Raw genomic sequence first — 12,573 nt, 5'->3', positions numbered from 1 at the left:
GATTACGCAAAATAGTCGTACATTTGCGTGCAATTATTTAGAAAACTGCCAAAATAATTGCAATATGCCTGCGGGAAAATCCAAACAAAAATTTGTAGCTGACGGTCTTACCTTCGATGATGTGCTCCTGGTACCAGCCTATTCAGAAGTGCTGCCCAGGGAAGTGAACATCTCCTCCCAACTTACCAAAAATCTCAAGATCAACATCCCCATGGTGTCTGCCGCAATGGACACTGTTACGGAAGCCAACCTGGCCATAGCGCTGGCGCGTGAAGGCGGCATCGGCATCCTGCACAAGAACATGAGCATAGAGAAACAGGCGGAGCTGGTAAGAAAGGTAAAACGCAGTGAAAGCGGAATGATCCTGGACCCGCTGACCTTGAGCGCAGACTCCACCATTGGCCAGGCGCTGCGCATGATGCGGGAAAACGGCATTGGCGGTATTCCTATTGTTGACGGTGATAAAAAGCTGATCGGCATACTCACCAACCGCGACCTGCGGTTTGAAAAATCCAATACCAAAAGGCTCATCAGTGAGGTGATGACCAGCAAAGACAAGCTGGTAACCGCTCCGGAAGGCACTGACATGAAGAAGGCCGAAAAAATACTCCAGCAGCACCGCATCGAAAAGCTGCCCGTAGTGAACAAGCAGGGCAAGCTGACAGGCCTCATCACCTACCGTGACATCCTGCAGCTGCAAAGCTACCCCAATGCCGCCAAAGACGCTTACGGCCGCCTGCTGGTAGGCGCCGCGCTGGGCATTACGGCAGACCTCCAGGAAAGGGCCTCCGCCCTCATCCATGTGGGCGTAGACGTGGTAACGCTAGACAGTGCGCACGGCCACTCCGTACACGTACTGGAAGCGCTGAAAAAACTCAAGAAATCTTTCCCGAAGCTGCAGGTGATAGGCGGCAACGTAGCCACCGCAGAAGGCGCGCTGGCGCTGGCCGCCGCTGGTGCGGACGCGGTTAAAGTGGGCGTAGGCCCCGGTTCTATCTGCACCACCCGCGTGGTAACAGGCGCAGGTTTCCCCCAGCTGTCCGCCATCATGAACGCAGCGCAGGCCCTGAAGAAATCAGGCATCCCTGTTATTGCAGACGGCGGCATCCGCTATACCGGAGACATGGTGAAGGCCCTGGTAGCCGGCGCATCCACCATCATGGCAGGCTCCATCTTTGCCGGAGTGGAAGAGAGCCCCGGAGAGACCATCATTTACGAAGGCCGTAAGTTCAAGAGCTACCGCGGCATGGGCTCCATTGAGGCCATGTCTGAAGGCAGCAAAGACCGCTACTTCCAGGACGTGGAGGCAGACATCAAAAAACTGGTGCCGGAAGGCATTGTAGGCCGTGTGCCCTACAAAGGCAACCTGTCTGAAGTAGTGCAGCAGTTCGTAGGCGGCCTCCGCGCCGGTATGGGCTACTGCGGCGCCAAAGATATCAAGACCCTGCAGGATGCACAGTTTGTGAAGATCACTTCCGCAACGGTGAAAGAAAACCACCCGCACGATGTTGTGATCACCAAGGAAGCGCCTAACTACAGCCGCTAACTATTATCAACATATTAAAAAGGGCATACGAAGAGCACCGCTTTCCCCGTATGCTCTTTTTTATTTTATTTTTGGAGCATGAACCCTTCCATCAGCAAACGCATGCCCCTTCTGCTCAGCATTCTTGCAGGCTGTACCATGTGGGCGGCATGGCCTACCTCTCCCCTTACCTTTCTCGTATTTGCCGGCTTTGTGCCCCTCTTGGCCATTGCGGACCGGGTGCAGCGGCGGGGCGTTTATTTTGGCCTTATTTACCTGGCGCTGTGGATATGGAACACCGGCACTACCTGGTGGGTAGGCAATACCACCGTACCCGCCAGCGGCATTTTTGCCAATGCGTTCAATGCGCTGCTGATGAGCATCCCCCTGCTGGGCTTTAAAATAGCGAAAGAACGTACCAGCCGCCTTACAGCCTATTTTGCGCTGGTAGTATACTGGCTCACATTTGAATACATTCACCAGCAATGGGAACTGAGCTGGCCCTGGCTGACGCTGGGCAATGCCTTTGCTTCACGCCCCGGCTGGGTACAGTGGTACGAATATACGGGCACGCCCGGCGGCTCCCTGTACGTACTGCTGGCCAATATTCTTGTGTACGAGTTTATCAGGCAATGCAGGGCTGGCGCTGCGTGGTGGAAAAAGGCCTGGCTGCCGGCGCTGTTCATCCTCGCGCCCATGGTCATTTCCGTTGCTGTAAGGGCCCTGTCTTTCACCAAAGGCGCAGGTATTTCCGTAGTAGTGGTACAGCCTAATATAGATCCGTATGACGAAAAGTTCTCCTTCGGCATGTCGCAGCAACAGGTGGAAAAACTGCTGCGCCTCACCCGGCAGCAGTTAACGGAACAAACTGACTACGTCATCTGGCCGGAAACCGCCCTCTTCCCGCAGGGCGCCTGGGAGCATGAACTGAACGCGCAGCCGGAGATACAGCTCATCCGCAGCTTTTTACGGCAGTACCCCAATGTAAAGCTCATTTCCGGCGCTTCCACCTACAAAAAATATACAGGGCAGGATGAAATACCCGCCACCGCAAGGACCACATCAGACGGCAACCTTACCTACGATGCCTTTAACTCCGCCATACAGGTAGACACTTCCACCAGCATACAGGTGTACCATAAAATGAAGCTGGTACCCGGCGTGGAAATAACGCCGTACATGCGCTACCTCCCCTTCATGAAAAAGCTGGCGCTTGACTTCGGCGGTATTACCGGCAGCTACGGGCTTACCCCGGGCGTAAGCCAGTTCAGAGATCCCGTGAGCGGCATACAGGTATTTGATGCCATTTGTTACGAGTCCGTATACAGCGACCTGGTGGCGCAAAAAGTGCGGGAGGGCGCCAACTTCCTGGCTGTGAGCACGAATGACGGATGGTGGGGCAATACGCAGGGGCATAAACAACATATGGAGTATGCGCGGCTGCGGGCCATTGAAACAAGAAGATGGGTAGTGCGAAGCGCCAATACCGGTATTTCCTGCGCCATTGACCAGTGGGGGCAGGTACATGAAAAACTGCCGTACTGGGAAGAAGGCGTGTTCACCGCCAACGTGCAGCAGGAAGAGTTCCTCACCTTTTATGTAAGATTCGCCGATTACATTGCCAAAGCTCCCCCGGTATTTTGTATATTGCTGCTGTTATACACCATTGTTTCAAGGGTAACACGCAGGAAGTATGTGGAAAACAATCAATAACGGCGGCCGTGAAGGCGCATACTGGTCAGAAGGAGAAGGAAAGGCAGTAATATTGCTGCATGGCTTTGCCGAAGACCATTCCGTGTGGGAGCATCAGACCGCCTTTTTACGCAACCACTACCGTGTACTGGTGCCTGACCTGCCGGGCACCGGCAAATCTCAACTGACAGATCCACTCAGCGTAGAAAGTATGGCCGAGTTCGTATATGCCATACTGGTAGAAGAAAACATCAGCCAGGTAACCATGATAGGCCATTCCATGGGCGGTTACGTGGCCCTGGCCTTTGCGGAAAAATACCCGCACCTGCTGGAAGGGCTGGGGCTGTTCAGCTCCACGGCCCGGCCAGACAGTGAGGAGAAGAAAGAAGGCCGGCAAAAATCCATCCGCATGATGCAGCAATACGGGCTGGAACCTTTCTTCCGGCAAATGCTGCCCAGCATGTTTGCCGCTACATTCCGCAACCAACAGGCCGCCCGGGTAGACAACTACATCCAGCAGGCGCTGGCCACCGGTACCCCGGAAGGCTGCATTGCCTATTACGAAGCCATGATGGCCCGGCCAGACCGCACGGAAGTGCTAAAAACCATCCAGGTGCCGGTATTGTTTGTTATCGGGAAAGAAGATCAGGCCGTACCGCTTGATAATTCGCTGCCACAGGTAACCATGCCCGCGGTAGCCAGCATACATATTTTTGACCAGGTAGGGCATATGGGGCTGCTGGAAGTATATGAGGAAAGCAGCCTGGTATTGCACCATTTCATTGCATTTAGCCAACATTCGTCGTAGCACTCACAAACATTGCGGAAACTGCTGCTTATATTCCTCTTGGGCCTGGGTTCCATGGCTGCAAGGGCCGATCATGTTATCGGCGGGGAAATGTATTACAATTTTCTGAGGGCCGAAGGCACAGACAATGTGTACCAGATCACCCTCAAACTTTTTATCCGTTGTGATGCCACGCCTTCACAAATTGATCCGGAGGCTTTTGTCACTATCTACCATGCCGGCGGTTCTCTGGTAGGCAGCTATCAGTTTGACCGCGGCAGCCTGCAGCGTTATGGCGCTACAGACATAGACCCCTGCATAGTGAACCCGCCCACGGTTTGCTACCAGATAGCATTATACTCCGGCACGGTGAAATTACCGGCCAGTGTGAACGGCTACCTGGCCACCTTCCAACGCTGCTGCCGCCGTACCGGCCTTACCAATATTTTTTCGAACAATAACGATGTGGGCGGCACCTACTTCACCCGTATTCCCGGCACCGCCAGCGGGTTCCAGGCCAATAACAGCCCCCGCTTCGACGCGGAAAGAGGCGCCATTGTCTGCGCCCAGAACCGCTTCCGCTACAACTTTGCGGCTGTAGACCCTGATGGGGACTCCCTGGTGTATTCCTTCTCAACCGCCTATACCGGCGGCAGCCAGTCAGACCCTAAACCCGTCACGTCTGGCGGGCCCGGCGCTACGGTGAGCTATAACAGCCCGTTCACCGCAGATCAGCCGCTGGGAGACAAGGTGACCATAGACCCGCAAACCGGCCTTATTTCCGGCATTGCGCCCCGGAGCGGCCTTTATATTGTAACGGTGTCTGCACATGAATACCGCAACGGCGTATTGATCGGGGAGCACCGGAAAGAGTTTCAGTTTACCGTGGAATCATGCGTGAGGCAGGTAACAGCGGCCATGCCAGACAAGTATGCAGACTGTGACGGCTATACGATCAATTTCAGCAACCAGAGCACCGTGGGTAAAGAATACGTGTGGGATTTCGGGGATGGCTCGGCGCCGTTTTCCACTACAGACCTCAGCACCTTCCCGCATACCTACGCCACACAAGGCACCTACCAGGTGAAGCTGGTGGTAGACCCCAACAGCAGCTGCGGAGACAGCACCTATGCCACGGTGCATGTATATCCCTTCCTGCGGCCTTCTTTCAACTCTGCGGGCCTTTGCACCACGCAGCCCACTACGTTCACCAATACCTCCACCAATGACGTGGGCAATTTTGAATACCTGAAATGGGACTTTGGCGAAGCCAGCCTGCAGCACGATACATCTAACCTGGCAGCTTCACAATGGCAGTACACACAACCCGGCAACTACGTGGTAAAACTCTTCATGCGTACGGAGATGGGTTGCGAACGCACCATAACGGACACGCTGCTGATATATGACAAGCCGCCCTTCACCACCACAGGCGATACGGCCATATGTCACCTGGACGCCCTGCAGCTGAATGCACAAAGCAGCCTGGCCGGCACTTACCAGTGGCAGCCCTTGTACAACATCACGGGAGAAAACACCGCCACGCCCGTGATAACCCCGCGCGTTGATACTACCTACGAAGTAACCTTCACAGACCAGACAGGCTGTGTCAACACCAAAAAGATATTCATTGACGTAAAAGACGAATTGCTGGTTACCGCACCAGCAGACAGTGTGATCTGCACGGGAGATCCCATATCATTAAGTGCTATCGTAGACGGGCCTTACGCCTTCACCTGGACAGACCTCGACACCCGGCAGATAGTAGGCACGCAACGTTCTCAAACCATTGTACCTGTAAGAAGCACGCAATATGAAATACTGGTGACGCTGGGCAGCTGCTTTGCACGGGATTCTGTTTTCTACAAGCTGGTAGACCCGCCGGCTGCCTACGCAGGCACGGACGCTACCATCTGCCATGGTGAAAGCATCTGGCTGGAAGCTAGCGGCGGCGCGTTTTACAGCTGGTCTCCCGCCGGTACGCTCACCAGTCCCCGCCAGCCACGCACGCTGGCATGGCCTGAAGACACTACCACTTATACGGTAACGGTAACGGATACACTGGGCTGTCCCAAACCAGTTACGTCTTCCGTTACGGTGAACGTAGTGCCCCCGGTGCCTGCATTTGCCGGTAACGATACTATCGTGATCAAGGGCCGCCCCTTCCAGCTGAACGGCAGTGGCGGCTATACCTATCAATGGTCCCCTGCAGACGGGCTCAGCGATCCCAACATCCCCAACCCCGTTACCACTATTGACCGTTCGTTCACCTATCACCTGAAAGTATACACGCCGGAAGGCTGTTTGGGTGAAGACGATATCAACCTGCGCTTTATGGCCGGCCCGGAAATATATGTGCCCAATGCGTTCTCGCCCAACGGAGACGGCCTCAACGATGTATTCAGGCCCCTGCCGGTGGGCATTACAAAACTGGATTACTTCAGGGTATACAACCGGTGGGGAGAGCTGGTATTCAGCACGCAGGAGTACATGAAAGGCTGGGACGGCAGACAGCGCGGCGGCCAGGCAGCCAACGGCACCTATGTATGGGTGGTAGGCGGACTGAATGAAACAGGGCAAATGGTTGAATATAAAGGCACTGTAACACTTATCCGCTGATACCCTCCCGCAGCCCCTTTTTTACCCTTTTTCCGGATAAATCTATCAGCTAGGGCATTACACTTTATTATCTTTAATATATAGAACTGTAGCGGCTTTCCGGCCATTTATATTTCAGCGGCCCCTTTATTTTCCGTAAATTCAGTGTAACAAGAAAGCCTTTCCCCATGGGCAAGTCTGTTACCCTTCTTATACTAAGCTGGATGTTGATCAGCACCGCCAGTGCTTATCATATCATCGGCGGTGAGATCTACTACCGCACAGTAGGTTTTAATGCCACCAACGGGACCTATCGTTATATTTTTATACTGAAGCTTTACCGGGACGGAGATTTTGTATGCGGCACCCGTCAGGGGTGCCTGGACTATTTTGAGAACCCCGTACCCGTCAATATTTTCAACGCCTCAGGCCAGCGCGTTACAGCGGCCAGAATGATGGAGATCAAAACCACCCGCCCCATCCGGGACACTTTGAAAAACCCCTGCCTGGCCCCGCAAACCATCTACCTGGAAGTAGCCTTTTATGAAAGCGATACCATAGACCTGGCGCCCGTACCGGGCGGCTACACCGTATCTTACCAGCGCTGCTGCCGTGGTGAGGCGCTGACCAATATCTACAATTCCGAAAGAGAAGGGTCTACCTTCTACACCGTAATTCCTGGCAGCGATTCAAGGCCCGGCAATAACAGCGCCTACTTCGGGATAGATGAGGCCCCTGTGATCTGCTCCGGCCTTCCGTTCCGCTACAATTATTCGGCAACAGACCCGGATGGGGACAGCCTGACCTATTCCCTTTGCAGCGCGCTGGCAGGAGGCACTTCCCGCACCAGCGAAGCTGTTTCGCCCCCGCCCTACACCACCACCGTCAGTTACATTCCGCCTTACCACGGCGGTGCGCCCATGGGCGGCAATCCCGCGATGTCTATTGATAACAACGGGCTCATTACCGGCGTACCTGACAGGTCAGGCAAGTTTGTAGTGTCCGTTTGTGTGTCTGAATGGGACCGTGCCACCGGCCGCCTGCTGGGCGTGCATCACAAAGACATTCTCATCACCGTATACAATTGCGTAACCCGCATTACCGCTTCCACACCCAGCCTGCTCAACCATTGCAATGATACGCTGGGCTTTGCCGTGCCCATTACCAATAACAGCGTGGCGGGTTTTACTTCCACTTACCAATGGACGTTCAGTGACGGTACAGATACCATCACTGACTCCCGCAACGTGTTTTTCCATCACTTCCCTGACACCGGCTCGTATACGGTAAAACTGGTGGTGAACCCCGGCCTGCCCTGTACAGACAGTATCACGGGCCGCATTAACAACTACCCCGGCCTGCGCACGGGTTTCACCATCAACGGGCTTTGCCGGGAAAACCCGGTGCAGTTCAACGACACGTCCAGCTACCGCTATGGCCATATCGTTTCCCGCCAATGGGATTTTGGCGTGCCGGATACGCCGCTGGATACGGCCCGGATACCCAACCCCGTTTACCGCTTCCCCCGGGGAGGGGTATACAGCATTTCGCTCCATCTGGAAACAGACAGGGGCTGCGCCGCCACCATTACCCAAAACTTCAGGTTGTACGAGGTCAATCCCTTTGCCGGCAATGACACCATTCTGGCGCGGGGGCAGCCATTAAGGCTGCAGGGCTCCGGCGGGGAGATCTACGCCTGGTCGCCACCTACAGGACTGAATAACCCGGGCATACCTGATCCGCTGCTGAACTGGAACAGCGAGATAGATCTTGTTTTGCGCGTCAGCAACCGGCAGGGTTGCTTCGGGTACGATACCATTAATGTGAAGTATTACACCGGCCCGGAATTTTACATCCCCAATGCCTTTACGCCCAACGGAGACGGGCTGAACGACTTCTTCCGCTTCACCCCAGTTGGCATCAGGGATTATGCTTATTTCCGCATTTTCAACCGCTGGGGCGAGCTGATATTCGATTCGCTCGACTTCCGCCGTGGCTGGGACGGCTACTACAGGGGCCGCCCGGCCGCAATTGACACCTACCTCTGGATACTTGAAGGCACCGATCTCAACGGGCAGAAAATTTCAAAGAAAGGAACGGTAACTTTGCTGCGTTAAACAAACGCACCATGACGACTGGAAAAATTGCCCTGATTACCGGCGCTACCGCCGGGTTTGGTGAAGCCTGCGCAGAACGGTTTGCCAAAGAAGGTTATCACCTCATTATTACCGGCCGCCGGCAGGAGCGCCTGCAGCAATTGCAGGAGCGCCTGCAGCAACAGTACAACGTTGAGGTACAGGTACTTGTTTTTGACGTACGCAGCAAAGCCGCCTGTGAAACCGCCCTCCACTCCCTGCCCCCAGCATGGCAGGCCATAGACGTGCTGGTGAACAATGCCGGCCTGGCGCTTGACCTCTCCCCCATAGACGAAGGCAATACCGAAGACTGGGATACCATGCTGGATACCAATGTGAAGGGGCTGCTGTACGTATCCCGCATTGTTATGCCCTGGATGAAGGCCCGCAGGCAAGGGCATATTGTGAACATAGGCTCTACCGCCGCCAAAACCGTATACGCCAAAGGGAACGTGTACTGTGCCAGCAAAGCCGCGGTAGACGCGCTTTCACAAGGTATGCGAATAGACCTGCTGCCCTACAACATCAAAGTGACGGCAGTACACCCCGGCGCAGCGGAAACGGAATTTTCGCTGGTACGGTTCAAGGGGGATGTAGGCAAGGCTAAAGATGTGTACAAAGGCTTTACGCCCCTCAGCGGGCAGGATGTAGCAGATGTGGTGTATTACTGCTGCTCCCTGCCGCCTCATGTGTGTATCAATGACCTGGTGGTAACGCCAACGGCGCAAGCCAATGCGTATTATATTCACCGGTAAAAACTACACATACGTGTTATGGTATACTTTATGATTAAACGCTATATTTGAAATCCCATATGTTTTGAGCGGCATTTGTGTGAACCGGCCGTGAGCCGGGTGCCTTATAAATACCACGGAAGAGATATACAGAAAGTACAGTAGCGCCAAAAGGGCGTAACTATGAAAACGAGCCTATAAATCCTATAACCATATCCCTATGCTAACATTTGTTACTATGTACGTCATCAGACTGTACTATCCTAGATGTAAGGAGTTTCTGAGTTTCTATTTCGACAGGTCTCGCAGAAACAACTACGGCCGCTGGGCCATGCGTCAAAGCTGGAAAGTGGAGAAATCTTACACTTTCGGCTATAGCTGAAAAAATTCTTTTCATAATAAAGGCCTTCGCTATGCGAAGGCCTTTATTATTTCCGGCGCATTGGCTGCTTAGTCTCTTGGAAGCTCCGGCCGCTGCATCTTGTATTGCGTGGCCGTAATGGCATCCATAAAAGCTACTACTGCTTTTATTTCATCCCGCGTAAGGTTCAGTTTTTTCAGCAGGGGGTCTGTGTAGGGATACAGCCTGTCTTGCTGCTTTTGCTCCGGCTTCGGGTCTATCATATGCATGCCGCTGTTGTAAAGGTTTACAATGCCGGTAATGTCATTGAACAGGCCATTATGCATCCAGGGCGCGTTGTGCATCACATCCCGCAGGGAAGGTGTTTTGAATCTGCCCACATCCTCCGGGTTGCTGGTGAGGTTGTAGCGGCCAAGGTCTTCGTACTTGCGTTTGTAATAGGTGAGGCCAATGTTGTGGAAACTTTCGTCTGTAAGGAACTGGCCGTTGTGGCAGTTCATGCAGCGGGCTTTGGTGCGGAACAGGTGCATGCCGTGAATTTCTTCATCTGTCATGGCTTTATAGTCCCCGTCCAGGAACTTGTCAAAGCGGCTTCTCCGGCTGGTAATGGTCTTTTGAAAGGCTGCCAGCGCGCTCACTATTTTCTCGGTAGAAATGTCTTCCGTACCATATGCATCTTTGAACAGCGCCCGGTAAGCTTTGATGGCGCCTAATTTGGGGCCCAGCTGTTTGGCGTCCATGTTCATTTCATGGTGCGCTTCAATGGGGAAAGTGGCCTGGTCTTCCAGTGAAAAGGCCCGGCCGTCCCAGAAGAAAGACTTGCGCTGGCCGATGTTGAGCAGGCTGGGGGTATTACGGGTACCCTGCAGGTGATCGCTGCCGAGTGATACGCGGCGGCCGTCTCCCCAGGAAAGGTGCGGGTCATGGCAGCTGCTGCAGGATATCTGGCTGGAGCTGGATAATAGCGGGTCAAAAAAGAGCAGTTTACCCAGTTTTACCTGCGGCTGCGCTATGGTCCTGAAATAGGAAGTGTCTGTTCCGGGCAGGGATTTAAATTCCGCCCACACTACCCCGGAGTCTATATCCGGCCGCGGCCATTCCGCCACCGGCTTCTCATAGAGCGCCCGCAGGCTGCCGGGGTCTGCTTTGTACAGGAAACCCGTGCCTGTCAAAAAAATCATTAATACTGCCAGTATGATCAGTTCCCGCCTCATTGCAATTGGTCGTTGTTATTAAAATTGAAATGCCGTCATCACCCTTACCGCTTTTTTATCAATGCCACTGTGGTAAGCAGCGTCTGCGCTGATAAAGCAGAACACCTTGCCGGTTAGGCGAAAGTCTGCGCGCAGGCCGCCGCCATAGTTCATGCCGGAGGTGGTGAGGTACGCAAAGTTACTATTCAGCATGGTAAAAATGGCGCGCTGGGGGCTTACATCGTTCCAGCGGCCGGTGCTTTCCAGGTTTTCCTGCCGCTGCGCCTTTGCGTTCAGCGACAACATGATGCCGCCCAGCTGCTTTCTGACGGTAACGTCAGCGCCGGCCAGCACCTGGCTGTATGAAAGCTCCCGGTTGGGCATTACGTATTGCTGCGCGTTATCTTCATACCCGGCTTCCAGCCCGGCAAACCAGTCTATAGCCCCGCCGCTGCGCCCGTATACGGTGCGGAAGCGGAAGGTGGTTACATCGTGCACGTACCTTACGTCTTCGGCTATTTTCTGTACACCGTTGGCGCCACCGGTGTTGATGAAGCGGGCTTCTGTGCCCTCCCGTTTTACAGTGGCCGCACGCAGTTCGGCAATAAAGTGCCGGCGGTCTGCATCTAACATGTAGCCAACGGCGCCGTTCAGGGTGTTTTCGTGAACAGTGCTGATATCGGCAATAATATCCGGCAACCGCTTGCGCATGTTCAGGCGGTTGTATCCGGCACGTGCAAACCATCCTTTGTACTGCACCGGGGCAAAATGCAAGGCCATGCCATACCCCAGCCCTTCAAAACTGGCTTTGGTGCGGCTGCCTGCCAGAAACTCATTGTAGGCGCCCAAACCGGCTTCATGATATACCAGCGGATAACCCAGCTCGCTCACAAAATCCAGCTTGTTGTTCTGCCCGTATTTTACGCCGTTCAGGTCAAGGCCCAGGGCGTACCGCTCCAGCACTTTACGGGAAGCGGACAGGCCCAGGTTGATGGTAGACGATATGTTCTCCGGCCGGGGGTCTCTGTCGCGGTAAGACTGCAGCCCTTTAAAGCCGGCATGTAAACCTAACTGGTATGCTCCCGCTGCTTTTGCCAAGCCGCCGGCAAAGGCGTAGGTTTCGGACTTCAGGTCTCCGCCCACGGAATCCGCCATCAAATACGGGTATACCATGTGATAGTCTGCCGTTTCATTGAACTTCACCTTGTACAGCTCTTCACTGCTATAGTAGGCCTGGCCCCATACAGTAGCTTTGGGGCCGGGTTTCAGATACGTTTCAGAGTGTACGTTGAAAGTTTGCCGGCCACTGCCCTCCTGCTGTAAATAAAGCTCCTGGTTAGCATGGCGAAAGGAGGCAGACAGGCGGGACCAGGTAGTTTCACGCTGGTACACTTTTAATGAGGGACTGGCATACACCTCATCACGCAGGAACACCACCGGTGATGTCTGTTCCCTGATCAACCGCACCGGAAGGGAATCCTGGGCGCCCGCGGTAAAAGCGGCGCCCAGGATTGCCATCGTCAATATCGTTTGTTGCCAGCGCATGTG

At 54.2% G+C, this 12,573-nt stretch carries 9 protein-coding genes; 7 read left to right on the top strand and 2 right to left on the bottom strand.

Annotated features, from left to right (window positions below):
- Positions 1-64 precede the first annotated feature (64 nt).
- From guaB to ABDW36_RS18235, 7 genes are all read left to right on the top strand, one after another.
- Positions 65-1,546: an IMP dehydrogenase gene (gene guaB, locus ABDW36_RS18265; protein ID WP_343703368.1), complete on the top strand. Its 1,482-nt coding sequence runs from the start codon at positions 65-67 to the stop codon at positions 1,544-1,546.
- A gap of 78 nt (positions 1,547-1,624) precedes the next feature.
- A complete protein-coding gene (gene lnt, locus ABDW36_RS18260) occupies positions 1,625-3,238 on the top strand; it encodes an apolipoprotein N-acyltransferase (protein WP_343703367.1) in 1,614 nt (537 codons plus the stop codon).
- Complete coding sequence (locus ABDW36_RS18255; protein ID WP_343703366.1) at positions 3,219-4,025, top strand: alpha/beta hydrolase; 807 nt, start codon at positions 3,219-3,221, stop codon at positions 4,023-4,025. The genes lnt and ABDW36_RS18255 overlap by 20 nt, the downstream gene beginning before the upstream one ends.
- Before the next feature lie 90 nt (positions 4,026-4,115).
- Positions 4,116-6,623 carry a PKD domain-containing protein gene (locus tag ABDW36_RS18250; RefSeq protein WP_343703365.1) on the top strand — a complete coding sequence of 836 codons (2,508 nt, stop codon included), beginning with the start codon at positions 4,116-4,118 and terminating at the stop codon, positions 6,621-6,623.
- Between the two features lie 167 nt (positions 6,624-6,790).
- A complete protein-coding gene (locus ABDW36_RS18245) occupies positions 6,791-8,719 on the top strand; it encodes a PKD domain-containing protein (RefSeq protein WP_343703364.1) in 1,929 nt (642 codons plus the stop codon).
- Positions 8,720-8,730: 11 nt separating this feature from the next.
- The gene (locus ABDW36_RS18240) at positions 8,731-9,492 is read left to right on the top strand and encodes an SDR family NAD(P)-dependent oxidoreductase (RefSeq protein WP_343703363.1); all 762 of its coding nucleotides are present in this window, start codon (positions 8,731-8,733) and stop codon (positions 9,490-9,492) included.
- 217 nt (positions 9,493-9,709) lie between these two features.
- Entirely contained in the window at positions 9,710-9,853 is a 144-nt protein-coding gene (locus tag ABDW36_RS18235; RefSeq protein WP_343703362.1) for a hypothetical protein, read from the top strand.
- Positions 9,854-9,921: 68 nt separating this feature from the next.
- Here ABDW36_RS18235 and ABDW36_RS18230 read toward each other — a convergent pair whose 3' ends face one another.
- Together ABDW36_RS18230 and ABDW36_RS18225 are read right to left on the bottom strand one after the other, a co-directional pair.
- Positions 9,922-11,013 carry a cytochrome c peroxidase gene (locus tag ABDW36_RS18230; RefSeq protein ID WP_343703361.1) on the bottom strand — a complete coding sequence of 364 codons (1,092 nt, stop codon included), beginning with the start codon at positions 11,011-11,013 and terminating at the stop codon, positions 9,922-9,924.
- A gap of 51 nt (positions 11,014-11,064) precedes the next feature.
- Positions 11,065-12,570 carry a DUF6850 family outer membrane beta-barrel protein gene (locus ABDW36_RS18225; RefSeq protein WP_343703360.1) on the bottom strand — a complete coding sequence of 502 codons (1,506 nt, stop codon included), beginning with the start codon at positions 12,568-12,570 and terminating at the stop codon, positions 11,065-11,067.
- Positions 12,571-12,573 lie beyond the last annotated feature (3 nt).

The sequence above is a fragment of the Chitinophaga sp. genome, from assembly GCF_039596455.1.
In the GTDB taxonomy this organism is placed as follows: Bacteria; Bacteroidota; Bacteroidia; order Chitinophagales; family Chitinophagaceae; genus Chitinophaga.
Note: the sequence above shows the minus strand (reverse complement) of the source record. Positions and strands in the feature narration are given on the sequence as shown.